Below are 25,062 nucleotides of genomic sequence, written 5' to 3' on the forward strand. Positions count from 1 at the left end.
TTAAGCTTCCCGTTGTGCACACATAATTTCAGCCGTACAAACAACGGCACCATCGACCTTGGCAGTCGCCTGGAATTTACCCATACCTCGCCGAGCCTTGAGAAACTCTACTTCCAGGACCAAGGTATCGCCTGGACCAACTGGGCGTTTAAAACGGGCATTATCGACGCTCGCAAAGTAATACAGAGTGTTTTTACCCGGCGTTTCTTCGGCCGATTTGTAGCTCAAAATACCGGTAGCCTGAGCCAAGGCTTCGAGCATCAAAACGCCAGGGAAAACCGGCTTTTGAGGAAAGTGGCCAGTGAAGAAAGGCTCATTAAAGGTGACGTTTTTAATCGCATGAAGCCACTTGCCCGGCTCATAATCGGTAACCCGATCAACCAGAAGAAATGGATAGCGATGAGGCAGACAGTTGAGGATTTCCTCAATGTCCAATTGCTTGAGTTCTCTAGTCAAGACTCAATTCCTTATTCTTGTGAGTGTTCAATCTTGTTTCGCCAACTGTGCTTCGAGTGCTTTGACCCGCGAAAACAAATCGCCCAGCTGGTTATAACGGTTGACGCCGCGGCGCCACTCTCTGTTGCCGGTAGCCGGAATGCCACTAGAGTACAGCCCAGGCTCGGTGATACTTTTGACGATCATGGAATAACCGGTGACATGGACGCCATCACAAATTTCAATGTGACCGTTGATGCCGACACCGCCCCCAATAACACAATGCTTGCCAATACGAGTACTGCCGGCAATACCTGTCGTTCCAGCCACTGCGGTGTAATCGCCAATCTGGCAGTTGTGACCAATCTGCACCTGATTATCAATAATAGCGCCTTTGCCGATGATGGTGTCATCCAGTGCGCCACGGTCAATGGTTACGCTAGCGCCAATGTCGGCCCCTTGACCAATCACCACCCGGCCCATTTGCGGAATTTTCTCCCATCGACCTTGATCATTGGCAAAGCCAAAGCCATCGCTACCCAACACGGTATTGCTATGAACCATGACATCATCAGCAAGCACAGTGTGGTGATAAAGCGTCACATTGGGCTTGATGGTGACGTTATTGCCGATTTCAACACCAACGCCAATGTAGCTGCCCGCGCCAATGCTGACGCCATCACCAATGCTGGCTTCGGCTTCAATCACGACGTTGGGGCCAATGTGGGCGTTGCTGCCAATAGTGGCCGCCGAGTCAATGGTTGCTGAAGGGTGGATAACCGCTTCGGGTACTGGGCTAGTATCCAATAATTGCGCCGCTTTGGCGTAACCTAAGTATGGGTTTGCCATGACAAGAGCGCGGCCTGCAACCAGGGATTGTTCTTTCGGGCTGACGATAACAGCCAGTGCGTTGCACTGTTCGAGTTGTGATTTGTACTTCTTGTTAGCAAGAAAGCTAACTTGTTGCGAATCGGCATTTTCTAAGGTGTTTAAACCGACGACGACGGCCGAGCCGTCGCCATCAAGTGTTGCACCGATATGTTCTGCAAGTGCAGCGAGTGTAATGCTAGTCATTTAGCCAATTACTTTTTGCTCAAGTGTTCAACAACTTTAGCTGAAATATCTGCTTCTGGCTTGGCGTATAGAATGGTTTGACGATCCAAGACAGCTTCATAACCTTCTTTTTGTGCAATTTCACTGATGGCTTTTTGCACGATGACAAAGATTTTTTTGTTTTCTTCAGCTTGGCGGCGCTGACCATCTTGCTGCAATGCTTTGGCTTTCAGCTTCAACGAAGCGTCCATTTCTTGCAGTTCACGGCCAACTTTCATTTTCTGTTCTTCAGTCAGCAAAGCTTCGTTACGACGCGCCTCTTCTTGCTTGTCAGCCATTTGCTTTTCCAAACGCTTGATTTCGTCAAGGCGGTCGGCAAATTCACTTTGCAGCAACTTCGCGGTTGCTTCGCTTTGTGGAATATTTTTCACGATGCGGCCCAAATCAACAACCGCAATTCCTTTGGCTTGTACTGCGCCGGCCAACATGGCCATTCCTAAAGCAGCAACGGCAACCAATTTTTTCACAATAAACTCCTTAGAGATTAGGACGTCACTTTGTTAGAAGGTTTGTCCGACATTAAACGAGAAAGTTTCTGTTTTATCGCCAGTGTAATCTTCAAGCGGTTTAGCAAAGCTGAAGATCATCGGTCCCATTGGTGACAACCATTGGACCGTCAAACCGACTGACGCACGAATTTTAGTGGGATCTGAGTAGTCGTAGATCTTATCGAGCTGATCGCGATGCAGATCTTTGTAGCTATCATAGTCAAACTCAGTGTCCCACAGGTTACCAACATCGAAGAACAAGCTGGTACGCACCGAATTCTTATAGGCTTCATCCATAAACGGCGTCGGTACAATCAATTCCAACGACGCCACTGCAAGGGCGTTACCACCAATCGAGCCGCTACTCACTTCGAGGAAGTCATCCTCGCTTGGTGACGGAATCACCGCACCACCACCAGGGCCTGGGCTTGGCGGAATGCTACCGACCGCGATTCGGCGAACACCACGAGGACCAACGCCTCGGGATTCAAAGCCTCGCAAGCTGGAGCTACCACCTGCACGGAAGTTTTTAAAGAATGGCATGATGTGGTCATGACCACTCTCTGAACCATAACCATTGCCGTAACCAAGTTGCGCCGAGGTTGCAATCACCCAGTCGTGACGACGGTCCAGCGGCCAGTATTGGCGGTAGTTATAGTTAATGGTGAAGTAGTTCAGATCACTGTTTGGCGTGGTGATCATGGCATTAGCGCTGTTTGACGAACCACTGGTTGGGAAAGTACCGCGGTTCAAGGTAACGCGCGACCAACCAGCATTGAAATCAAAGGTGTTGAAGTTAACCTGACCATCAGGGTTCGACTCATCACCATAGATGAGATAGAACTGACGAACCTGATCGTAATCGTCAAGATTCGATAGTTCGTTGTAGTTGTAACCAACGCCTAAGTTAATGCGGTTGTATTCATCGAGCGGGAAACCAAGGTTAGTTGACAAGCCATAGGTGGTGTTGTCATAGCTAATCAAGTTAGCGTTGCCGGCATCAAATTCGGAGTAGAAGATCCGGCCACCAAACGACACGCCGTCTTTGGTGAAGTATGGATCGGAATAACTAAAATCAGCCCGACGATTATATTTGTTGGTGTTGATTTGAGCGCCGATTTTATTACCGGTGCCAAGGAAGTTACTTTGCTGAACACCGGCCTGCAAACTCAAACCTGAGTCAGTACCATAACCCAAGCCCGCGGTGAACGAGCCTGAAGGCTGCTCTTTAACGGTGAATTCAAGGTCGACCATATCATCTTGCTGCGGCAAGCGATTGGTCTCCGATTCTGCCGTTTCAAAGTAGCCCAAACGATTCAATCGGTTTTCAGACAACTCAACTGCAGAGTTTGATAACCAAGCCCCTTCTAACTGACGCATTTCGCGACGCAATACTTCATCTTTGGTAATGGTATTACCGGCGAAGTTGATGCGGCGAACATAAATACGCTTACCTGGGTTGATGTTTACGTTCAGAGTCACTTCGTTGTTTTCGTCATCCAACTCAGGGAAGGTCGTCACTTCCGGGTAGGCATAACCAAAACGGCCTAAATATTTGCTGATCCGCTCTTCCGAGAAAGTCACTTCAGCGGCGTTATACAAGTCGCCTTCGCGCTGGGTGAACAAAGCCTGAAGTAGCTCTTTACGATTGAGTAAGTTGCCCGACAGCTTCACTTCTTTAACGTGGTACGGTTCGCCTTCTTTGACGTTAATCGAGATGTAAATCGATTTTTTATTTGGCGTCATCGCCACTTGGGTCGATTCCACTTCGAAACGAATGTAACCACGGTCGCGATAATAACTGGTCAGGGTTTCCAGATCGCCTTCGAGGGTTTGCTTCTGGTAGCGACGGTTGCCCATGATATCCCACCACGGCAAGGTGTCGCGCAGCTCTAGGGTCTCAAGCAGCTCCTGATCTGAATAGATGGTGTTACCAACAATATTAATCTGATCGATCTCAGCAGCTTCGCCCTCGGTGAAGACAAACTGAACACTCACTCGGTTACGCGGTAGCGGTGTGACAATCGCTTGAACTTTGGCGTTGTACTTACCAATGGAGTAATAGAAATCAGCAAGACCCTTTTCAACATCGGCAATCACACTACGCTCAAGTGATTCACCAACCTGAATTTTCGACGAATCTAAGCTCTCTTGTAGCTGCTCGTCTTTAATGTCTTTGTTACCACTGAATTCAATGTTACTGATGGTCGGCTTCTCGCGGACCTTAATCAATAACGTGGTGTCATCTTGAAAAACACGAATATCTTCAAAATGGTTGGATGCGTTTAAACTGCGAAGAATAATGGCGGCAGTTTCTCCATCTACCGTATCGCCAACTTGAACAGGTACGCTGAGCAAGGCTGCACCAAGTGCAACCCTTTGAAGTCCCTCAATTCGGATATCTTCTACGACAAAAGTATCCTGAGCCTGCACTGAGGCACTGGCAAAGAGCGCTATAGAAGCGATAAGTGCAGATCGAATAGCCATGTTTTCTTATGTTGTCCTTTATACCGCCAAGAGCATTAAAACCGGGAAAAATCGTTAAAGAGCGCTAAGCCCATCAGCATCATCAATGCCGCAGATCCAATACGAAATCCGATCTCTTGAACCTTTTCCGGTACGGGTCGCCCCGATAGAAGCTCAATAAAGTAATAGAGAAGGTGGCCGCCATCAAGCACTGGTAGTGGTAATAAGTTGATTATTCCAATATTGACCGAAATTAGCGCCACAAATCCCAAAAAATAAATAAAGCCGAATGATGCACTGGCACCGGCTCCCTGTGCAATGGAAATTGGCCCACTTAAGTTCTTAACTGAGACATCGCCCGTGATTAGCTTACCAATCATACTGACGCTCAGGGTAACCAACTGCCAAGTCTTATCCACTGCTTTGCCTATCGCCTCAATCGGGCCATAGGTCAATTCGAACACGTAATGCTCCGGCCAAGGTTCAACGGTTGGCGCTATTCCCAAATAGCCGCGGCCGCTTTTTTCACCTGGAGTCGCCGAAAGCGTTAACGTTTCGTTATGACGTACGACATCAAATGTCATCACTTGGTTCGGCGATTGTTGAATTAATTTTGCAATTTCGGTCCATTCCGGTGCGGCCTCACCATTGACCGCAACAATTTCATCGCCCACCTGAAAACCGGCTTTGGCTGCGGGTGTGGCGTCTTGTACTTGCGCGATAGTGAGATCAATTTGCGGCCGAAACGGCAACAGACCTAGGCTGCGAACTGCTGACTCTTTATCGGGATCAAACTGCCAGTTGCGCAAATCTAGTTGATAACTAATCGGCCGACCGACGCCCGGCTCTTGCGCCTTTAGCGTCATCGTTGGCTGACCGATATGAGCAACAAAACCTAAGTTCACGGCTTCCCAATCAGGCGTCTCACGGCCGCCCACCGCAACAATTTGCTGGCGCCCATCAAGGCCAGCAATCGCCGCTGGCGACTCTGGCACCACGCCATCAAATATAGGTTTAACCGTGGTCACACCCGCTAGGAACATCAACCAGTACGCGACCACCGCTAGTAACAAATTAGCCAGCGGTCCGGCAGCGACAATGGCAATCCGCTGCCAGACGGTTTTGTTGTTAAATGCTAGATGGGCTTCTTCTGCCGGTACTTCATCGACCCGTTCGTCGAGCATTTTGACATAGCCGCCCAACGGAATGGCGGCAACCACATACTCTGTGCCGGTCTTGCCGTAGCGTTTTAATAAGGGCTTACCAAAGCCAACAGAGAAGCGCAGCACTTTCACGCCACAACGACGTGCAACCCAGAAGTGACCGAGTTCATGAAAGGTGATGAGCACACCAAGTGCCACCACAAAGAAAATTAGATTCCAGAAAAACTCAAACATTACACGCCTTCACGTTGTCGCTGAGCACAAAACTGTGCGGCTAGTTGACGCCCTTGTTGATCAATGGCCAGCACATCTTCAAGGTTGGCAATACGAATGTCGCTGCCTGCAGCCATAACCTCGCCATTGACGGCGGCAATATCGGTAAAACGGATTTGCCCAGCCAAAAAGCGCTCCACTGAAATTTCGTTAGCGGCATTGAGCAAGGTACAAGATTCCTGATCCTGCTGACAAGCTTCTATCGCCAGTCGCAAACAGGGGTAGCGGTCAAAATCAGGAGGAAGAAAGTCCAGCTTGGCGATGTCGGCAAAGTTCAGCGGCTCGACGCCTGACTGCCCTCGCTCTGGAAACATCATAGCGTGAGCAATTGGCGTGCGCATGTCCGGTTGGCCTAACTGCGCCAACACTGAGCCATCACTGTATTGCACCATGGAATGGATCACTGATTGCGGATGGATCACCACTTCAATCTGATCAGGGCGCGCATCAAAAAGCCGGCATGCTTCGATAAACTCAAGCCCTTTATTCATCATGGTCGCTGAATCGACGGAAATTTTCTGGCCCATCGACCAGTTTGGGTGAGCCACAGCTTGCGCCGGTGTCTTACCGGCCAACTCGGCAATCGGCGTTTCTCTGAATGGGCCACCTGAACCGGTCAGTAGAATTTTGCTAACGCCTCGCTCAAACAATTTGCCTTGCTGTTGTGCTTGCCACTGCGCCGGCAAGCACTGAAAAATGGCGTTGTGCTCACTATCAATCGGCAATAATTCGGCGCCATGATCACGCACGGCATCCATGAATAGCTTGCCAGCTGAAACCAGCGATTCCTTATTCGCCAACAGCACCCGTTTGCCAGCTTGAGCAGCAGCCAACGTTGGTAACAACCCCGCGGCGCCAACAATGGCCGCCATCACCTGATCAACTTCTGCAGCGGATGACACTGCCACCAGCCCTTCTGGGCCAGATAAAACCTCAGTATCGCACTGCGCTGCCTTTAATTGCTGCTGCAATTGTTGGGCCTGCTCAGCAGTGGCAACCACCGCATAGCGAGGCCGGAATGCAAGGATTTGATGATAGAGTTTTTCGACCCGCGAATGGCTCGATAAGGCGAATACGGAAAAGCGTTCTGGGTGGCGTTGAACCACATCCAAAGTACTGACGCCAATTGAGCCGGTAGCGCCAAGAATCGTCACTTGCTGCAAAGGCATTATTAAACCGCCCAGTAAATCGCGCCGAGAGTAAAGACAGGCACCGCCGCAGTCAGGCTATCGACTCGATCGAGAATACCACCATGGCCGGGCAGAATCTTGCCGCTATCTTTGATCCCTGCATCTCGCTTGAGCATACTTTCAACCAAATCACCCAACACGCCGGCAATCACGCTCAGGTAGCAAAACAGCAAGTAAACAGCCAGGTTATTCGCTGCTGCTGGGAAGTACCACAAGCCACCAACAACAATCAGCGAGGCTAGTGCCAAACCACCAAGTAATCCCTCGACGGTTTTACCTGGGCTGACTTTCGGTAATAGTTTAGTTTTGCCAAAGCGTTTACCAAAGACATAGCCGCCAGTGTCGGCAGCCCAAACCAGCAGCAATGACATCAACAGCAGCGCAACCCCAGTATAAGCCTGCTCGGAGGGAATTGAGCGCAGCGCGATCATTGCCAAGCCCCAAGGAATAAGGGTAAGCCAGCCGATCACCGCTTTTGCAGGCCAACTGCGCCATAGCGGTTGGGCGGATGGATAAACCAACACCAAAGCAAGGGCAATGGTCCACCAAGCCATCGCCAACCATAGCGACACAATAAACCAGTCCGCCAATTCCAAACCATGCCAATGGTTGCCCGATAAGCTAGATGCCAACACCGCAGCAACAATGGCGATTGAAGCCACACCGTAAATCGTGCGTAAACGGCGTTTCAGGCCGCCCATTAACGTGCCCCACTCCCAAGCTGCCAGCATCAAAACGCCGCCGATGGCAATTTCAAAAGCCGTATCAGAGAGTAAGAAAATAGCCGCCAAAGCGACAGGGAGAAGTACCAGAGCGGTAAGGATTCGTAACTTTAACATGCACTCTTCTCCGCGTGATTAAGCATCGGTGCCTTGCACCTGTTCGCCTGTGCAGCCAAAGCGTCGTTCGCGCTGCATGAAGGACTGAATTGCCTGTTCAAACACGGTTTCATCAAAATCGGGCCACAGGGTGTCGGTAAAATAGAACTCAGTATAAGCAGCTTGCCAAATAAGAAAATTACTAATGCGATGATCGCCACCGGTGCGGATCATCAAATCAGGATCGGGAACGCCAGCAAGGCAAGTGGCATTCGTAAACAACTGCTCATCAATGTCATCTGCCGCCAGTTGACCCGTTTTAACCTGCTCGGCCAGACGCTTAGCAGTGTCAACAATGTCCCAGCGGCCGCCATAATTAGCGGCGATATTCAGCAACAGCCCTGAGTTGTCGGCGGTTTTAGCCTCAGCTTCGTGGATCTTAGTTTGTAACTTGTCGCTAAAACGTGACACGTCACCAATGATACGCAGGCGAACATTATTTTTATGGAGCCGTTTGACTTCACTGGTCAACACCGTCATGAACAGCTCCATCAACACCCCAACTTCAGCTTCTGGGCGGCGCCAGTTTTCACTACTGAAAGCATAAAGGGTGAGAGCTTGAATGCCTTGTTGACCGGCGTAACGAACGGCCCGCCTGACGGATTGAACACCGGATTTGTGGCCGAATACGCGAGGTTTATTGCGTTGCTGTGCCCAGCGCCCGTTACCATCCATGATAATTGCAACATGCTTTATCGGATGCGATTTATCAGCTTGATCCGGATCTGCCATTATTATTCCATTTTGTTTAACGCACGATATAAAAACGCCGCAACATCGGGGGGTGGCCACCGAGGTGCGGCGTGGTAGTCAAGTTAACCAAGCAGGCGCTTAAATTTCAAGAAGTTCCGCTTCTTTGGCCTTGAGCATGTCATCAACGGTTTTGATAAAACCATCGGTGATTTTCTGGATATCGTCAGCAGCGTTACGCTCTTCATCTTCAGAAATTTCTTTTTCTTTCAACAGCGCTTTGAAATCGCTGTTTGCATCACGGCGAATATTGCGGATGGCAATACGACCACCTTCAGCTTCACCACGAACCACTTTAATCAGATCTTTACGACGCTCTTCAGTTAGCGGCGGCAGTGGAATGCGGATCACAGTGCCGGCAGAGTTTGGGTTCAAGCCCAAATCAGAGCTCATAATGGCCTTCTCAACCGCTTGGATCATGCTCTTATCAAACACAGTAACCGCAAGAGTACGAGAATCCTGAACCGTGACATTACCAACTTGATTCAGTGGAGTGTCGGCACCGTAGTATGACACGCTAATGTTATCGAGCAGACTTGGGTGAGCACGACCAGTACGGATCTTTGCCATTTGCCCTTTTAGCGACTCAATGCTTTTTTCCATGCGAGTTTTCGCATCAGCTTTAATATCGTCAATCACGTTATTGCACCTCTATCCGATAAATTTTCAAGCCGCAGCTTATTTGCTGTGGCAAATGAGCGTGCCTTCTGGCTCACCCATCACAATCTGTTTCAGCACGCCGGGTTTGTTCATGTTGAACACCCGAATTGGCAAGCTGTGGTCACGGGCTAGGGTAAATGCCGCTAGGTCCATCACCTTTAATTCTTTTTCCAGCACATCGTTGTAATCCAGCTGGCTATATAGCTCTGCATCTGGATTGGTCACAGGGTCAGCCGAGAAAACGCCGTCCACTTTAGTGCCCTTGAGTACCACGTCGGCTTCAATTTCGATGCCACGTAAGCAGGCCGCCGAGTCAGTGGTGAAAAATGGGTTGCCGGTACCGGCTGAGAAAATAACAACACGGCCAGAGCGCAGCAAGCTAATTGCTTCGGCCCAGTTGTATGTGTCACAAACACCGTTGAGCGGAATGGCCGACATCAATCGAGTGGTGACATGATTTCGCGCCAGCGCATCGCGCATCGCCAAACCATTCATCAGCGTTGCCAGCATTCCCATGTGGTCACCGACAACACGATTCATACCAGCTTTCGCTAGTTTTTCGCCACGGAACAAGTTGCCGCCGCCAATGACCAGACCCACTTGAATACCCATCTCAATCAAATCTTTGATTTCCAGGGCCATGCGGTCTAATACCAGCGGATCAATACCAAAACCTTCGTCTCCCATCAGTGCTTCACCGGAGAGCTTAAGAAGAATGCGACGATAATTGAATTTAGGATTGGTGGTCATGTTTGATTCCTGTGCGAAGAATGAAGGTATACCGCCGAGGACCGGCGATATACCTGAGCAGCTTTAGTATAAAGCTTAACTGAAGAATCTTGTTACTTTTTAGCAGCTTCGATTTGAGCAGCTACTTCAGCAGCGAAGTCTTCTTCTTTCTTCTCGATACCTTCACCAACTTCCAAACGGATGAAGTTAGCAACAGTCGCGCCTTTAGACTTGATCAATTGCTCAACTGATTGAGAAGGATCTTTAACAAATGGCTGACCAGTCAGGCTCACTTCGTGAGTGAACTTCTTCATCCGGCCGACAACCATTTTCTCAGCGATTTCAGCTGGCTTGCCAGAGTTAACCGCGATGTCGATTTGGATCGCTTTTTCTTTCTCTACAACGTCAGCTGGAACGTCGGCTGGCGTAACGAATTCTGGCTTGCTTGCCGCAACGTGCATTGCCAAGTCTTTCGCCAACTCTTCGTCGCCGCCATTGATGCCAACTAGAACACCAATTTTGCCGCCGTGAATGTAAGCACCAATGGTCTCACCTTCGTTGAAAGCAACAACACGACGTACAGTCATGTTTTCACCGATTTTAGCAACCAAGTTCGCACGGGTAACTTCAACAGTTTCACCGTCGATTTCAGCAGCATTCAATGCATCGATGTCAGAAATCTTTTGTTCGAAAGCAACGTCAGCAACTTTGTTTGCGAAAGCTAGGAAGCTCTCATCACGGGCAACAAAGTCAGTCTCACAGTTCAGCTCGACGATAGTCGCGTAGCCTGCGCCAGTGCGTGCAATCACAACACCTTCAGCAGCAACACGGCCAGCTTTCTTCGCAGCTTTCGCTTGGCCTGACTTACGCATGTTTTCAATGGCTTGTTCAATGTCGCCATTCGTTTCAGTCAGGGCTTTTTTACAATCCATCATGCCCGCGCCAGTACGTTCGCGGAGCTCTTTTACCAGGGCAGCAGTAATTGCCATCTCAGTTTTCCTCAGAATTTGGACTATGCAAGGTTATTGCATGGAAAAGGGGTCAGTTCACTGACCCCTTTCACCAAAACAATACGTCTGCTTGGATTAATAAGGCCTCTATCCAATGTTACGTGGATATAAAGCGGTGCCTTATTTACTCCGCGGCTTCTTCTACGAAGTCGCCTTCTTTAGCAGCAACAGTGTTGCTATCACGACCTTCAATTGCAGCAGCAGCGACAGAGCTGGTGTACAACTGAATTGCGCGGATCGCATCATCGTTACCAGGAACAACGTAATCAACACCAGCTGGTGAAGAGTTAGTATCAACCACAGCGACAACTGGGATACCCAGGTTGTTTGCTTCTTTAATGGCGATGTGTTCGTGTTCTGCATCGATGATGAAGATCGCGTCTGGCAGGCCGCCCATATCTTTGATACCGCCAAGGCTTTTCTCAAGCTTTTCCATTTCGCGAGCACGCATCAGCGCCTCTTTCTTGGTCAGCTTTTCGAAAGTACCGTCTTGGCTCTGCGCTTCCAGATCTTTCAAACGCTTGATGGACTGACGAACAGTTTTCCAGTTAGTCAGCATGCCACCCAACCAACGGTGGTTAACATAGTACTGACCAGCACTCAGAGCAGCTTCTTTGATCGCTTCGCCCGCAGCACGCTTGGTGCCAACGAACAGGATCTTGCCGCGCTTAGAAGCAACGTTAGAAATAAAGTTCAAAGCGTCGTTGAACATTGGAACAGTTTGCTCAAGGTTGATGATGTGAACCTTGTTGCGAGCACCAAAGATGAAAGGCTTCATCTGTGGGTTCCAATAGCGAGTTTGGTGACCAAAGTGCACGCCAGCTTTGAGCATGTCGCGCATAGATACGTTTGCCATAATTACCTCTTTAATTCGGGTTAGGCCTCCACGTACCCCATATAGCCGACCTCAATGAGGCACCCCGGTATATGTGTCGATACGTGTGTGTTATTTAAAGCCCGTTCAACCTGCATTATCATCAGGCCGAGCGGACAACTCGTTCGATCAATTCATGTGATGCGAATCGCATTTGCGAATTGTCGGCGCGCTTTATAACATAGTCAGCCATTTTGAACAATCTACTACCGCTGATTTCAGCGAATTGATAGCTTGTTCCTGTAAAGAAACTGAACCAGCGACAATCGCCCAAGCGAGGCACCCAGTTGGTCGACAACAGGCTTGTGAATGAATATCAAAATTAAGACCGAACAAGAAATCGAGAAAATGCGCATTGCCGGACGTTTAGCGGCCGAGGTACTCGAAATGATCGAGCCCCATGTTAAAGCAGGCATCAGCACTGGCGAGCTTGACCGAATTTGTCATGACTATATTGTCAATGAACAACAAGCGATCCCTGCACCACTCGATTATCACGGTTTTCCCAAGTCGATCTGCACCTCGGTCAATGAAGTGGTCTGTCATGGCATTCCTGCCGACGACCACATTCTCCATGATGGCGACATCATCAATATTGATATTACGGTCATCAAAGATGGCTATCACGGCGACACCAGCAAAATGTTTTACGTGGGTGAGATCTCGCCTGCTGATCGTCGCTTGTGTCTGGCGACTCAAGAGTTTCTTTACGAAGCAATTCGCAAGGTCCGCCCCGGTGCATTATTGGGCGAGATTGGCACCACCATTGAAAATCTGGTGAAAAAGAAGAAGAAAAGTGGTGCACGCTACACCATTGTTGAGGAATACTGCGGACACGGAATTGGAGCCACTTTCCATGAAGATCCACAAGTGGTTCACTACAAGAACAACAGCAAAATCGAATTAAAAGCCGGAATGTGTTTTACCATCGAGCCGATGATTAACGCAGGCCGCAAACAAACCAAATTAGATAAGGACGACGGTTGGACGGTGTACACCATTGATGGCAAGAAATCAGCCCAGTGGGAACACACCCTGTTGGTTACCGAAACTGGCTGCGAAATATTAACGCTACGCAGTGATGACACCATTGAGCGCGTACTCCACCACCGCTAATACAAGGACATAGAGAATCCGACATGCCGCAGTTTGAAGTCGATTTCAGCCAATACCCAAAAACCGAGCGAGTGATGACGTTTCGGGCCCTTCATGAACAATGTCTTGAATGGTTAAGCTCGCAATATCACCGAGGCACTTCGGTGATTCATTTGGTCAAAGCCAGAAGTCGCTTCATCGACCAGCTATTAACGCAACTCTGGTGGCAACTCGATCTGCACGAAGTGAGCGATTTGTCACTGGTCGCTGTCGGCGGTTATGGTCGCGGCGAATTGCATCCCCATTCTGATGTTGATTTATTAATTCTCAGCCAACGCCCCATCAGCGCCGATACCGAAAGTAAGCTCAGCCAGTTCATTACCAACCTGTGGGACATTCGCTTAGAAGTCGGCCACAGCGTGCGCTCAGTGAAAGAATGTTTATCGCTGGGCAAAGAAGACATCACCATCGCCACCAACTTGATGGAATCTCGCTTGATCTCAGGTGATGAAGTCCCTTATCAGTTGCTCGAAAAAGAAGTGAAGTCGCAGAAATTCTGGCCTTCCGACACCTTTTTCCAAGCCAAAATGGCCGAACAGGTGGCGCGTCATGAGCAATACCACGACACCGCATACAACCTTGAGCCCAACGTCAAAGCCAACCCCGGCGGCTTGCGAGACATTCAAAATATCGGTTGGGTGGTGAAGAATCACTTTGGTGCCGACGAATTATCGCAACTGGTTGAACATGGCTTTCTAACCGTTGATGAGCATGACGAATTAGAACAGTGCCAGAAGTTTCTGTGGCAAGTTCGCTTTGTCTTGCACACCGTCACTAAGCGCGCCGAAGACCGCTTACTGTTCGATTACCAAGCGGAAGTGGCTCGCGGCTTAGGTTATTGTGACGAAGGCAATTTGGCCGTCGAGAAAATGATGAAACGGCTGTATCAAACCATTCGCCGTGTCATTGAACTTAACCAAATGTTGCTGCAGCTATTTGCCGACGCCTTCTTGGATACCTACTACTCAGCGGAAGTGACCGAGCTGGACAACGACTTTTTGATGCGTGGCAACAATATTGGTTTGCGTCACCCCAATGTCTTCGATACCCCCGCAAACTTTATTCGTCTACTGTTGCACATTGCCGACCACCGAAATGTTACTGGCGTCTCGGCCCATGCCATTCGCCGCTTACGGGTTAGTCGCCGGCAATTGCGCGGCTATCTGCAAGATGTCTCCCAGTGCCGAGAGTTGTTTGTTAGGCTAATGCGCCATCCGCGCGGCCCCGGTCGGCCAATTGCCATCATGCATCGGCACGGCATTCTCGCCGCTTATATGCCGGCGTGGGAAAACATCGTCGGCCAAATGCAATTCGATTTGTTCCATGCCTTTACCGTCGATGAGCACACCTATCGGGTGACCAAAAACCTCTACCGCTTAACTCGCTCTGAATTTGCCGAGCAATTCCCGCATGTGCGCGGGGTGATGGCGCAAATTGAAGAGCCTGATTTGTTGTTCCTTGCTGCCCTGTTCCACGATATCGCCAAAGGTCGTGGCGGCGATCACTCCGAGCTTGGCGCGGTCGATGCCGTTGAATTCTGTAAACATCATGGTTACAGCAAGGAACAAGGCGAGTTAGTCGCTTGGCTGGTTGAGAAGCACTTGCTGATGTCAGTGACTGCGCAAAAGCGCGATATTCAAGATCCACAAGTGGTCTCAACATTTGCCCAGAAAATTGCCTCGCCGGAGCGCCTCAAATACCTCTACTGTCTGACTATTGCCGACATTCGAGCAACTAACGACAACTTGTGGAATGGCTGGAAAGGCGCCCTGCTGCGAGAACTTTACAAGTCAACCTACAATGCTTTGGTCGAAGGCGTTGAACAAAATCTCGACATCGCCAGCCATATCGAATTTACTCAAAGTAAAGCGTTGGAGCTACTCGATCAGAGCATTGAGCGCGAGCAAATCGATCTGCTCTGGCAACGCTTTAAACCAGAGTATTTTGTTCGCCATACGCCTGAGCAAGTCGCTTGGCATACCATGCGGATCATTGCTCACGGAGATAACAGCGAGCCACTATTGGCGTTATCTGAAATCGCTAACCGTGACAGCTCAGAGCTATTTATTTATACCCGCGACAAGGCCAATTTATTCCTCCATACGGTGAACGTGCTGGATCGCAAAAATCTTGACGTGTACGACGCCCAGATCCTCAATACCAAAGATGGTATGACCATGGATACCTTCGTGGTCCTGGAGCGCGATGGCAAGCCGTTGGCAGGCCAAGCGCGGATTGACGAAGTGACCACGGCCCTCGCCCAGAGTTTGAAGAACGACCAATCAGACAACGGCCCGGCACCAAAATTATCGCGTCAGCTGAAAAACTTTCATATTCAGCCCAAAGTTAAATTCATCCCGAGTGAAAAGCCGAATCGGACCATGCTGGAACTCGTTGCGCTGGATAGGCCAGGGCTACTGGCTGATGTGGCGACATTATTCCACGACATGGAGCTGAGCTTGCACTCGGCAAAAATTTCTACTGTGGGTGAGCGCGCGGAAGACTTTTTCAGCCTCTCAACCAAGCTCGGCGAAGCACTAGATGAGCAAACCAAAGAATTACTGCAATGCCGCTTGATGAAAGAGGCATCGCTACAGGACTCTGCGGTTTGTAGTTAACTTTGTAGTTAGCCTTTGTAGTCAGCTAAGGAGGCATGATGACCAATCTGCAAGTCATCATCGAAGCGGCATTTGAACGGCGCTCAGAATTGTCGCCGACCAGTGTCGACCAAAAGATCCGTGATGCCATCGAGCAGACCTTGACCATGCTGACCACTGGCCAATTGCGCGTTGCCGAAAAACTGGCCGGCGAGTGGGTGGTACATCAATGGCTGAAAAAAGCCATTCTGCTGTCGTTACAATTGGCAGACGATAGCGATCTTGCCCAACAATCTGCTGATGTGAACGACTGGCCGCCATTTCAATCACCACAGCAGCTGGCTGCACCAAACCAGCGCTTTGCTTGCCGCTCTGCTCACATCGCAGAGCAAGTCGCGCTGATGCCCTGTTACATTAGCCACGGCGCCTACGTTGACCAAGCCACACAAATTGGTGCTTGGGCGGCAATCGGCAGTTGTGCCCAGATCGGTAAACAAGTGCAACTTTGCGATGGCGTCAGCATTGGCAGCATGCTTGAGCCACTCTCTGCAAAACCCACCATTATCGAAGATGATTGCTATATCGGTGCTAGCTCGGTGATTGCCGATGGCGTTGTGATTGAGCAAGGCTCGATCATCGCAACAGGCGTAACCATTGGCCAAAGTACCCGCATCTACCATCGTGACAGCGGTGCGACTTATCATGGCCGGGTACCCGCGGGCTCTGTGGTGGTCGCAGGCAGCCTGCCCTATCAAGACGGCAAATATAGCTTGAACGCCGCTATTATCGTGCGCTCGGTAGATGCCAACACTCGCGCAACACTAGGCGTTGATGCCCTGCTCCGCGCCGCGCTGTAAAACCATATATGGCATAACGCCCGCATCAACAAAAAAAGCGCCTGCAAAACAAGGCGCTTTTTTCATCAAGCCCACCGCTGGGGCGAGCTTGTTTGATAACAAGGGTAATTAATCGTTGGAATGCAATGCCGCGTTGAGGCCGCCCCAAGAGGTACCGTCAGTCGTTACCGCTTGCACTTCACCAGTCTGGCTATGACGGCGGAACAAGAGTTTCGATTGGCCCGATAGTTCGCGAGCAGAGACGATTGAACCATCTGGCAATTTAACTTTAGTGCCAGCAGTCAGGTACAGACCAGACTCAACGATACAGTCATCGCCAAGAGAAATACCCAAACCGGCGTTGGCGCCCAGTAGGTTGCGCTGACCCATCGAGATCACTTGCTTACCACCACCAGAAAGAGTACCCATAATCGATGCACCACCGCCGATATCAGTATCTTCGGCAACGACAACACCGGCGCTAATGCGGCCTTCGACCATAGAGTTGCCCAGAGTACCAGCATTGAAGTTAACGAAACCTTCGTGCATCACAGTGGTACCTGCAGCTAAGTGAGCGCCCAAGCGAACACGATCGGCATCGCCAATCCGCACGCCTTCTGGGATCACGTAATCGGTCATCCGAGGGAATTTATCGATGGAGGTCACGTTGAATTGCAGCGCTTCTTCGGCAATCGCCTCACGCAAGTTTTCAACTTCACTTGGCAATACTGGACCTGCCGAAGTCCAAGCGACATTGGTGAGCAAACCAAACACGCCATCGAGATTAATTTCGTGTGGACGGTAAGCACGCTCTGAGATCAGGTGCAGACGCAGGTAGGCTTCTTCTGCAGATTGCGGCGCATCATCAACGGAAGCAATTTCCACCGTGACAAAATCACCTTTGATAATGCCAGCTTTGGCTGCTAAACAGTGACGTGCAATCTCTTTGTTGGATTTTGGGAACCACACATCTAAAGTTGCACCTGTCTTAGCATCGCTATAACGGTGTCCAATACGCTTAATTGTCATTACGCTATTTTTCATCCATCAGTTAAAAATTTAGCGCCGTAGTATAACTGCCAAAGAGGCAAGTTTTAATCGAAAGTTTTTGAAAACTGCTCGTATCAGTAACTTGACAGGCTATTCAGGCATGGGTGGCGGCGACTCACCAATTTAAATCGGCCAGCGGCGGCTTGATGATTGAGCTGTAACGGTCGTTATTTAGCCAAAGTGTGCCACATGCATCATTGTAAATAACTACAGCGACTATCTTAAAACCTGTTGATCTTTGCTGTATGAATTTTGACGAACCCTTCGGGCTGCGTTTATTGCTGCAATAACACACAGCAAAGATCAACAGGCTCTAGTTAGTGGTTATTTTTAGTCAGAAGAGGATTAACCAATGTCTGATTCCAATCATGCCCTGACCCATGATTTTCCCGAGTTCTATAATCGCATTCGCTCACTACATATCGAAGATTCGGGCTTTCGCCAGCAAAATGAGCGCTATCATGCATTAGATCGACAAATCAATGCCTTAGAGGCACGCGGAGTTCCCATTAATGATCAAACGTTTGTCGACATGAAGATGGAGCGAGCAACGCTTAAAGATGCACTGTACCAACGTTTACTCCAACGCTAATCGCATTTAAGTCGAAGTCATTTAGCTTTGTTATCAGAGTGTTATTAAAAACCACCAAGCGCTCATAAAATAATCAGCAAAGTGAAGTGAAATCAATTCTTGAACGTTCAGTAAAAATATAAATGACTCAAAGCGCCGAGCAGCAGCTACACTTCGGCAACAGTCATTTGGTTAGAGGTTTTTTCTGCATGTTTAACGCGTTAGTGATCCGTCAACAAGATGAGCAGCAACAGGTTGCCATCGAGCAGTTGCAAGAAGATCAACTTCCCGAAGGTGATGTCACCATTGCCGTGAGTTACTCGTCAATCAACTACAAGGATGGCCTTGCCATCACGGGCAAAGGCAAAATTGTTCGCTCCTTTCCCATGGTGCCAGGGATTGATTTGGTTGGCACCGTGCTCGAATCAGACTCCCCCAACTATAAAGCTGGCGATGAAGTGGTCTTAACCGGTTGGGGCGTAGGTGAAGGTCATTGGGGCGGATTAGCACAAAAAGCCAAACTAAAAAGCGATTGGTTAGTGCCCTTGCCTGATGGTTTATCACCCCAACAAGCCATGATTATCGGCACTGCCGGCCTAACTGCCATGCTCTGCGTAATGGCGCTAGAACACAACGGCGTGAGTAAAGACAAAGGCGAGGTCCTCGTCACTGGTGCTTCTGGTGGTGTTGGTTCAACGGCCATCGCCCTGCTCCATGCGCTAGGCTACTCAGTCACTGCCGTAACTGGCCGTGCTGAAAATGCCGATTACCTGAAGTCGATTGGCGCTCACGATATTGTTCTGCGCAGCGATTTAGAAGACCGAGCCAAACCATTGGACAAACAACGCTGGGCGGGCGTCATCGATGCTGCTGGCGGCAATATCTTGGCAAATGCGCTGGCACAAACCAACTACGGTGGTTGTGTCGCGGCATGTGGCTTAGCGGCCGACTTCAAGCTACCAACTACAGTCATGCCGTTCATTTTGCGCAACATCACCCTTGCCGGCGTTGATTCCGTGATGTGTCCTGTGGCGAAGCGCCAACAGGCTTGGCAACGTCTCCAGCAGCTGTTGCCACAATCTTTTTATCAGCAAGCCAGCGAACAAATTTCGCTCGAGCAAGTACCAGAGTGGGCTGATAAAATCATCGCTGGTCAGGTCACAGGAAGAACCCTAGTGAAACTTTAAGAGTTAACCCATAAACAGCAAAGAGCGACCTCGTGTCGCTCTTTCTACGATGGCTTCAAAAGCTCGAATCTAGTTACCCCGAGTTCAAGCGGCTCGACAACTTTGGCATCACCGCCCTTGAGTCCAATAAACGTTGATCATGGCGATAGCTCTGATCGACTTCGATTGTCCAACCGGCATTCAACTTATCATTCAAGCGCTTCACGATGTCGGCGAAATCGAGTTGATCAACAGCATTTGAATCTAAGTGGAACAATCCGCGCTGCCCTTGTAGTAACAATGCAACCAGTGCATCAGCCGTATCTGACATCATTGACGTTGCTGGGATCCAAGCGTTGCTGGCGGTGATTTTACCGTTTTTCTCCATCTGCTGAGACAAGGCCTCATACATCGTATTGCCACCACGCCTATGGTGGATCTGCCAGCCAAGGCGGGCAATGATCGCATCAGGATAAGCCGCGACGACAGCATGTTCACTGGCCAGTTTCATCCGACCGTAGTCATCTTGCGGGTTGGCTGGTGACGAAGTGTGGTAGGGGCCATTGACGCTAGCATCAAAGACCATGGCGGTAGAGGTAAATAACATGGGGAGACCATCGCGCTGGCACATTGCCGCCAGTTGTCCGGCCCAATGTGGACTTCCCATGCCTAGGTGGCAGCATGCCTGCGGTTGATAGTCGGACCAAAAATCTTCAAGCACCGTCCAATCATCCGTCGGATAGCGGAGTCTATCCCAGCCAATCACTGAGATGCCGACAGCCCCAAATGCTTCGGCCAAAATTGGCGCCAAAGTGCCATTTAGGCCGGTGACCAATACTCGCTTAGGAGTCGAGTTCAAGGTCAGTCTTCCAATGTAAAGCCAACCTTGATGGTCACTTGCCAATGGGCTACTGCGCCCTTGTCGATGTGGCCGCGAATTTCTTTCACTTCAAACCAGCGCATATTGCGGATGCTCTGGCTGGCGCGGGCAACCGCATTGTTAACGGCTGCGTCCACTCCGTCAGGGGAACTGCCAACCAGCTCAGTTAGTTTATAGGTATGCTCAGACATGGGTCGCCTCTAGTCATTAGCCACAATCAGCTCAATTAGGTTTAGTAGCGATTTCAAATGTCAGCAAGTTTCGGCCATGCCCTGCGGCGCAATCAGAACCGGTAGCTTAGCCCAAACCCCATACTCCAAAGTTGGACCTCATCACCGAGCCGGTCATACGACAAGCTGACACGAGAGCCCAGACCATTGTCGAATCGGTATTCCCATCCAACACCAACGCCACCGCCGACGCCATCGGAAGAAGTGACCGTTTCATCTTCAATCAGAAGATCATGATCATAGCGAGACAAGTTAGCCTCGGCGAACAGGAAGTTTCGCTGTGACAGCGGCATTCTGGCTTCAGCAAGAAGCTGAATCGCTTTGTATTCAACTTCAACGTCCTCACCAAGGAGGGCAGTAAAGACATTTTCAATCGTGTCTGATGTACCGCGCAAATAACCAATGCCAACAGCCCAAGTGTCCGACAAATCGTAATGGTAACGAATCGTATAGTGCACCGAGCCCTCGTCACTGGATACGCGCTCTTCAAGATCACGATTGTCGAATTCAAAATCTATCGAGGCGAAGTAGCCACTTGCTGACACTTTGTGTTGGGCGTAACTCGGAGTAGCAAATGGCAGGCAGGCAATCCCGAGCCCGAAAACCAATCGGTTCATTCAAAAGTCCTTTTTAAGTTAATGATTCATTCAATCCGTTATTCGTGAGTCAGCACAAAAGTCTAATCTAACTCGCTTGCTGGCGCCACTAAACTAACCATAATCCAGTCCGCTTTTGGCTCAATGTGATGCTGCTCCGAATAAAAATGGCATTGGCCTGTTGGCGCAATCGTGCACAACTTCAACGCTCTGGAACCGTACTCTTGCTCGTAGTGCTCAAGCGTAAAAGCGTCGGACAACTTGGTGGTTTTGATAATCGCCCCACGACTAATTGAGCTTGCTAGTTGACCATAAGAAACGCCGGCACCAAATAGCCCCAACGTGTCAGCGTAATGGCCTGCGACCTGATGACTGGCTCGGTTGTCCTGCTCAGCAGCGCTCAGCCCCAACACCGCGCCGCGCCCTAGAGAATGCTCAAAATGATAAGTCACCAGTGGATTTAACTGGCGATACGGCGACAAAATCAGCACCTGGCCAAATTTCGCAAGATCCAGCGTTCGCTCCGCATGTTCAGAAACCGGGTTGCCATAATATACGGGAATGTTAGCCATGCGGGCTCGCCGAATCGCATCCCAGTTGGGATCAGCAAGCTGCACCGGAACCCCTTTATTAAGCAACTCCTTAGCCAACTGGCGAGAGAATTCTTGGCTACCGAAAATCAATACCCCGTTAGGGCTGGACTCTCTGACTTTCAATAATTTCGCCACTGGCACCGATGTCAGGCTTTGGAAGATCACTGTGGTGATAATGACCAAGAACACCATAGGAACCAACTGATCGGCATCAGCAAAACCAATATGCTCTAGCTTTATCGCAAACAGTGCAGACACTGCGGCAGCAACAATGCCCCTTGGCGCAATCCAGCTTAATAGCGCTTTTTCGCGCCAGTTCAAATCAGTCCCAATTGCGGAAAGCCACACTGAAACCGGACGAGCAATAAACATAATGCCGAGCACAACCAAAATGGCGCCAAAACCGAGTTGTTCGATCGAACTTAACTCCAAACGAGCAGCCAGCAGAATGAATAAGGCCGAGATCAACAACACACTGAGCGTTTCTTTAAATTCTAAAATGCCCTCGACTTCGACATTTTTCATATTCGCCAGCAGCATGCCCATCACGGTAACCGCCAGTAACCCAGATTCATGAGCAAAGTGATTCGACAACGCAAACGCACCGAGCATAATGGTTAATACGGCGGTATTTTCCAAATAAGGTGGGATCCAACGGCGGCGCAACACCACTCCGAGCAAATACCCCACAATTAAACCAATACCAAAGCCTGAAGCTAAAGTCAGGCCAAACGCCTCGACGGTGTGCAATACGGGGTTCTGCGCCGACACCACAAATTCATAAACCAACACTGCAGCCAGCGCGCCAATGGGATCAATGACAATCCCCTCCCACCGCAAAATATTTGATAACTTGCTGCTTGGCCGCACCGTGCGCAGCATTGGCACAATCACCGTGGGCCCCGTCACGGTGACGATGGCACCAAACAAACAGGCGATTTCCCAGCGCATCCCCAGACCATAGTGAGCCAGTGGAGACACAATAGCCCAGGTCACCAAGGCGCCAATCGAGCACAGGTTTCTGACCATTACACCATGGGCGCCCAAGTCGCTCATTCGCAATGTCAATGCGCCTTCAAATAAAATCACCGCCACCGATAGCGATACGATAGGGAAGAGCAAGTCACCAAATAATGCATCGGGCTGGAGCATTCCTGTCAGCGGCCCCACCACCAAACCAACCACCAATAACGGCAAAATTGCAGGGAGGTGAATTCGATAGGCAAGGTATTGGCAACTAATCGACAGCAACCCAACGGCGACCAACATGAGCAATGGATCAGACACGGAGACAAACCAAGATGATTGATTAAGGAGGTTAAGTTTACGCCAACTCACTTATTTAGCTACGAATTAATCATTATTTAACCGGCATCGTTATCTCCGTAGTTGGGCGCAACATGGTCGTAAGTTTCATAACTGCATGATCTGAACTAGCCTAAAAAGGTCACTTCCAAAACCAACAAGCATTCAGGTAGTTATGAGTCCTCAGTCGGCAACACATTCGAAAACAAACGCTTTCACCTTCGCGATTGTCGCCTGTTTCATACTCGCCATGACATTTGTCGCATCGGTTGGCCTAAGTCAAATTGAGAAGCAAGCTCGTTCGCAGATTTTGGCTTCGCTTAATTCCGTTCTCGCCTCTACCCATGAAGCTGTCTTCCTATGGCTGGAATTTAAGTTCGCAACGCTAGAAATCTGGGCGAAGTCGCCGCAAATTGTTTCTCTGACCGAGCAACTGTTGCAGGAATATGACGCAGGAACCCTGTCGGTCAACTCAACACCGCTAGCCGAGATGAGAGAGCACTTTGAGCCGCGGCTAAAGAAATACTCAGCGCTGGGCATGTTCATTATCGCCCCAGATCTGGTGAGCATCGCATCTACCCGCGATAACAATATGATCACCGAAAATATTATTGCTCGCACCAGAGTCAACCGCCTAAAGCAAGTGTTTGCCGGAGAAACCAAATTTATCCCACCTATCGTTGCCGAGGTCATGCTACCAGGGCCTTCCGGCCGGTTAACCGCAAACTTGCCGACAATGTTTGTGGTGACACCAATACGTAACAACAAAGGCCAGGTTATCGCCGCCTTGGCTATGCGACTCGATCCCTATAAGGGTCTATCGAATATTACTAAACTGGGCAGGATCGGAACCTCTGGCGAGACATATGCAGTTGATCGCGAAGGTACATTAATTTCCGAAAGTCGATTTGTTGAGCATTTGCGAGCTTCAGGCCAGCTCGGCGCCAATCTTAGCACCGCTCTGTCAATGAAAATCACTGATCCAGGCTTGGATACCACCAAAGAGCTCGCCCCCTTGCTCAATAAGCCCCATTACCCGTTAACCTTGATGGCCAGCCAAGTGACCCAAGGCAAAGCTGGCTCAAATGTCACCGGTTATCGAGACTATCGTGGCGTTGAAGTATTCGGCACTTGGGTCTGGAATGAACATCTTGAGATTGGCATTGCCACTGAAATCGATAAAGACGAAGCGCTCAGACCTTATGTCGTCACTCGCAGAATCGTGCTGACGATTGTCGGTGCTACATTGATTCTCGCATTGTTACTTAGTGGTGTATTAGAAGCTATGTCGCGGCGCCATAAGCGACATCTCACCAAGCTTCATCGTCAATTAGAAATTCGAGTAAAAGAGCGAACAGCAGAATTGGAAGCGGCGCAGCAAGAATTGCACGAGGTCAACCAAGAACTGCGAGAGCTAGCGACAATTGATGGCTTAACCGGATTAGCCAACCGTCGAAGCTTTGATGATTTTCTCAACAAAGAGTGGCATCGCTGCATGAGAGAGCAATCAGCGTTCAGCTTAGTGATTTTTGATATCGATTATTTCAAACTTTATAACGACCATTATGGCCATTTGGCTGGCGACGAATGTTTGCAAAAAATCGGTAACTTACTCAGACACGAGCGCTTTTTATCACGGCCGGGAGATCTTATTGCTCGTTATGGCGGTGAAGAGTTTGCAATTATTTTATCCGGAACCGATTTAGAAGACGCCCTATTCATCATTAACAAAATAGTCGATGCCATCGCTAATGCTCAGATCCCGCATGACGCGAGCAAGCTCGAAGAGTCACCTTACATTACTGCCAGCGTCGGAATAGCCAGTATGATTCCCCCCAAACACAGTCCTCAATCAACAGTAATTGATAAAGCTGATACGGCACTTTACCAAGCCAAAGCGCAAGGGCGAAACCAAATCGTAGTCTATACCGATAGTTAATATGTGGCATTTGTAATCGCTTAAACGCAAAAAAGCCCGACTCTTTCGAATCGGGCTTTTGCTTTATTAGGTGCCTGGCGGTGACCTACTCTCACATGGGGAAGCCCCACACTAC

At 49.6% G+C, this 25,062-nt stretch carries 23 protein-coding genes; 6 read left to right on the forward strand and 17 right to left on the reverse strand.

Going from position 1 to position 25,062, the window contains the following annotated elements; all coding sequences use genetic code 11:
- The 12 genes from fabZ to rpsB form a co-directional block, all read right to left on the reverse strand.
- A complete protein-coding gene (fabZ, locus tag IC617_RS07900) occupies positions 1 to 456 on the reverse strand; it encodes a 3-hydroxyacyl-ACP dehydratase FabZ (protein ID WP_191144440.1) in 456 nt (151 codons plus the stop codon).
- A gap of 27 nt (positions 457 to 483) precedes the next feature.
- A complete protein-coding gene (gene lpxD / locus IC617_RS07905) occupies positions 484 to 1,509 on the reverse strand; it encodes a UDP-3-O-(3-hydroxymyristoyl)glucosamine N-acyltransferase (protein ID WP_191144441.1) in 1,026 nt (341 codons plus the stop codon).
- Positions 1,510 to 1,517: 8 nt separating this feature from the next.
- Entirely contained in the window at positions 1,518 to 2,015 is a 498-nt protein-coding gene (locus IC617_RS07910) for an OmpH/Skp family outer membrane protein (protein WP_191144442.1), read from the reverse strand.
- 33 nt (positions 2,016 to 2,048) lie between these two features.
- Positions 2,049 to 4,523, reverse strand: coding sequence for an outer membrane protein assembly factor BamA (gene bamA / locus IC617_RS07915; RefSeq protein ID WP_191144443.1), 2,475 nt, complete (start codon positions 4,521 to 4,523; stop codon positions 2,049 to 2,051).
- Positions 4,524 to 4,558: 35 nt separating this feature from the next.
- The gene (gene rseP / locus IC617_RS07920) at positions 4,559 to 5,899 is read right to left on the reverse strand and encodes a sigma E protease regulator RseP (protein ID WP_191144444.1); all 1,341 of its coding nucleotides are present in this window, start codon (positions 5,897 to 5,899) and stop codon (positions 4,559 to 4,561) included.
- Positions 5,899 to 7,107, reverse strand: coding sequence for a 1-deoxy-D-xylulose-5-phosphate reductoisomerase (ispC, locus tag IC617_RS07925; protein ID WP_191144445.1), 1,209 nt, complete (start codon positions 7,105 to 7,107; stop codon positions 5,899 to 5,901). Before ispC ends, rseP begins: the two co-directional genes overlap by 1 nt.
- 2 nt (positions 7,108 to 7,109) lie before the next feature.
- Positions 7,110 to 7,967, reverse strand: coding sequence for a phosphatidate cytidylyltransferase (locus IC617_RS07930; protein ID WP_191144446.1), 858 nt, complete (start codon positions 7,965 to 7,967; stop codon positions 7,110 to 7,112).
- Between the two features lie 18 nt (positions 7,968 to 7,985).
- Positions 7,986 to 8,738, reverse strand: coding sequence for a polyprenyl diphosphate synthase (gene uppS / locus IC617_RS07935; RefSeq protein ID WP_191144447.1), 753 nt, complete (start codon positions 8,736 to 8,738; stop codon positions 7,986 to 7,988).
- A 99-nt stretch (positions 8,739 to 8,837) separates the two neighbouring features.
- Positions 8,838 to 9,395 (reverse strand): ribosome recycling factor, encoded by a 558-nt coding sequence (gene frr, locus IC617_RS07940; RefSeq protein WP_191144448.1) that lies wholly within the window; start codon positions 9,393 to 9,395, stop codon positions 8,838 to 8,840.
- A 39-nt stretch (positions 9,396 to 9,434) separates the two neighbouring features.
- Positions 9,435 to 10,166, reverse strand: coding sequence for a UMP kinase (gene pyrH / locus IC617_RS07945; RefSeq protein ID WP_191144449.1), 732 nt, complete (start codon positions 10,164 to 10,166; stop codon positions 9,435 to 9,437).
- A gap of 92 nt (positions 10,167 to 10,258) precedes the next feature.
- Positions 10,259 to 11,134 carry a translation elongation factor Ts gene (tsf, locus tag IC617_RS07950; protein ID WP_191144450.1) on the reverse strand — a complete coding sequence of 292 codons (876 nt, stop codon included), beginning with the start codon at positions 11,132 to 11,134 and terminating at the stop codon, positions 10,259 to 10,261.
- Positions 11,135 to 11,279: 145 nt separating this feature from the next.
- Entirely contained in the window at positions 11,280 to 12,011 is a 732-nt protein-coding gene (gene rpsB / locus IC617_RS07955; protein ID WP_191144451.1) for a 30S ribosomal protein S2, read from the reverse strand.
- A 327-nt stretch (positions 12,012 to 12,338) separates the two neighbouring features.
- Here rpsB and map point away from each other — a divergent pair, with 327 nt between their 5' ends.
- Genes map through IC617_RS07970 form a run of 3 tightly spaced genes read left to right on the forward strand, consistent with a single transcriptional unit; the run spans position 12,339 to position 16,638 of the window.
- Positions 12,339 to 13,145 (forward strand): type I methionyl aminopeptidase, encoded by an 807-nt coding sequence (gene map, locus IC617_RS07960; RefSeq protein ID WP_191144452.1) that lies wholly within the window; start codon positions 12,339 to 12,341, stop codon positions 13,143 to 13,145.
- A 23-nt stretch (positions 13,146 to 13,168) separates the two neighbouring features.
- Positions 13,169 to 15,802: a [protein-PII] uridylyltransferase gene (gene glnD / locus IC617_RS07965; RefSeq protein ID WP_224745878.1), complete on the forward strand. Its 2,634-nt coding sequence runs from the start codon at positions 13,169 to 13,171 to the stop codon at positions 15,800 to 15,802.
- A gap of 38 nt (positions 15,803 to 15,840) precedes the next feature.
- Positions 15,841 to 16,638 carry a 2,3,4,5-tetrahydropyridine-2,6-dicarboxylate N-succinyltransferase gene (locus tag IC617_RS07970; protein ID WP_191144453.1) on the forward strand — a complete coding sequence of 266 codons (798 nt, stop codon included), beginning with the start codon at positions 15,841 to 15,843 and terminating at the stop codon, positions 16,636 to 16,638.
- A gap of 108 nt (positions 16,639 to 16,746) precedes the next feature.
- On the opposite strand, the gene IC617_RS07975 is transcribed toward IC617_RS07970, so the two are convergent.
- The gene (locus IC617_RS07975; RefSeq protein ID WP_191144454.1) at positions 16,747 to 17,646 is read right to left on the reverse strand and encodes a DapH/DapD/GlmU-related protein; all 900 of its coding nucleotides are present in this window, start codon (positions 17,644 to 17,646) and stop codon (positions 16,747 to 16,749) included.
- Positions 17,647 to 18,019: 373 nt separating this feature from the next.
- On the opposite strand from IC617_RS07975, the gene IC617_RS07980 reads away from it, so the two are divergent.
- Positions 18,020 to 18,259, forward strand: coding sequence for an HP1242/YdcH family protein (locus tag IC617_RS07980; protein WP_191144455.1), 240 nt, complete (start codon positions 18,020 to 18,022; stop codon positions 18,257 to 18,259).
- A 188-nt stretch (positions 18,260 to 18,447) separates the two neighbouring features.
- Positions 18,448 to 19,425: an acrylyl-CoA reductase (NADPH) gene (gene acuI, locus IC617_RS07985; RefSeq protein WP_191144456.1), complete on the forward strand. Its 978-nt coding sequence runs from the start codon at positions 18,448 to 18,450 to the stop codon at positions 19,423 to 19,425.
- 73 nt (positions 19,426 to 19,498) lie between these two features.
- On the opposite strand, the gene IC617_RS07990 is transcribed toward acuI, so the two are convergent.
- The 4 genes from IC617_RS07990 to IC617_RS08005 form a co-directional block, all read right to left on the reverse strand.
- Complete coding sequence (locus IC617_RS07990) at positions 19,499 to 20,263, reverse strand: sugar nucleotide-binding protein (protein WP_191144457.1); 765 nt, start codon at positions 20,261 to 20,263, stop codon at positions 19,499 to 19,501.
- 2 nt (positions 20,264 to 20,265) lie between these two features.
- On the reverse strand, positions 20,266 to 20,475 hold the full coding sequence (locus IC617_RS07995; protein WP_191144458.1) for a dodecin: 210 nt from the start codon (positions 20,473 to 20,475) through the stop codon (positions 20,266 to 20,268).
- Positions 20,476 to 20,567: 92 nt separating this feature from the next.
- Positions 20,568 to 21,131, reverse strand: a complete 564-nt coding sequence (locus IC617_RS08000) for an outer membrane beta-barrel protein (protein ID WP_191144459.1) — start codon at positions 21,129 to 21,131, stop codon at positions 20,568 to 20,570.
- Between the two features lie 62 nt (positions 21,132 to 21,193).
- Positions 21,194 to 22,990, reverse strand: a complete 1,797-nt coding sequence (locus tag IC617_RS08005; protein ID WP_191144460.1) for a cation:proton antiporter — start codon at positions 22,988 to 22,990, stop codon at positions 21,194 to 21,196.
- Between the two features lie 268 nt (positions 22,991 to 23,258).
- Here IC617_RS08005 and IC617_RS18985 point away from each other — a divergent pair, with 268 nt between their 5' ends.
- On the forward strand, positions 23,259 to 24,947 hold the full coding sequence (locus tag IC617_RS18985) for a sensor domain-containing diguanylate cyclase (RefSeq protein WP_191144461.1): 1,689 nt from the start codon (positions 23,259 to 23,261) through the stop codon (positions 24,945 to 24,947).
- Positions 24,948 to 25,062 lie beyond the last annotated feature (115 nt).

Source organism: Neiella litorisoli (genome assembly GCF_014773395.1).
GTDB classification, from domain to species: domain Bacteria; phylum Pseudomonadota; class Gammaproteobacteria; order Enterobacterales; family Neiellaceae; genus Neiella; species Neiella litorisoli.

Bases quoted from the DNA above. Each gene is read 5' to 3' on its own strand.
- lpxD (WP_191144441.1), bottom strand. From the start codon at position 1,509: ATGACTAGCATTACACTCGCTGCACTTGCAGAACATATCGGTGCAACA.
- bamA (WP_191144443.1), bottom strand. From the start codon at position 4,523: ATGGCTATTCGATCTGCACTTATCGCTTCTATAGCGCTCTTTGCCAGT.
- rseP (WP_191144444.1), bottom strand. From the start codon at position 5,899: ATGTTTGAGTTTTTCTGGAATCTAATTTTCTTTGTGGTGGCACTTGGT.
- ispC (WP_191144445.1), bottom strand. From the start codon at position 7,107: ATGCCTTTGCAGCAAGTGACGATTCTTGGCGCTACCGGCTCAATTGGC.
- IC617_RS07930 (WP_191144446.1), bottom strand. From the start codon at position 7,967: ATGTTAAAGTTACGAATCCTTACCGCTCTGGTACTTCTCCCTGTCGCT.
- uppS (WP_191144447.1), bottom strand. From the start codon at position 8,738: ATGGCAGATCCGGATCAAGCTGATAAATCGCATCCGATAAAGCATGTT.
- pyrH (WP_191144449.1), bottom strand. From the start codon at position 10,166: ATGACCACCAATCCTAAATTCAATTATCGTCGCATTCTTCTTAAGCTC.
- tsf (WP_191144450.1), bottom strand. From the start codon at position 11,134: ATGGCAATTACTGCTGCCCTGGTAAAAGAGCTCCGCGAACGTACTGGC.
- rpsB (WP_191144451.1), bottom strand. From the start codon at position 12,011: ATGGCAAACGTATCTATGCGCGACATGCTCAAAGCTGGCGTGCACTTT.
- map (WP_191144452.1), top strand. From the start codon at position 12,339: ATGAATATCAAAATTAAGACCGAACAAGAAATCGAGAAAATGCGCATT.
- glnD (WP_224745878.1), top strand. From the start codon at position 13,169: ATGCCGCAGTTTGAAGTCGATTTCAGCCAATACCCAAAAACCGAGCGA.
- IC617_RS07970 (WP_191144453.1), top strand. From the start codon at position 15,841: ATGACCAATCTGCAAGTCATCATCGAAGCGGCATTTGAACGGCGCTCA.
- IC617_RS07975 (WP_191144454.1), bottom strand. From the start codon at position 17,646: ATGACAATTAAGCGTATTGGACACCGTTATAGCGATGCTAAGACAGGT.
- IC617_RS07980 (WP_191144455.1), top strand. From the start codon at position 18,020: ATGTCTGATTCCAATCATGCCCTGACCCATGATTTTCCCGAGTTCTAT.
- acuI (WP_191144456.1), top strand. From the start codon at position 18,448: ATGTTTAACGCGTTAGTGATCCGTCAACAAGATGAGCAGCAACAGGTT.
- IC617_RS07995 (WP_191144458.1), bottom strand. From the start codon at position 20,475: ATGTCTGAGCATACCTATAAACTAACTGAGCTGGTTGGCAGTTCCCCT.
- IC617_RS08000 (WP_191144459.1), bottom strand. From the start codon at position 21,131: ATGAACCGATTGGTTTTCGGGCTCGGGATTGCCTGCCTGCCATTTGCT.
- IC617_RS18985 (WP_191144461.1), top strand. From the start codon at position 23,259: ATGACATTTGTCGCATCGGTTGGCCTAAGTCAAATTGAGAAGCAAGCT.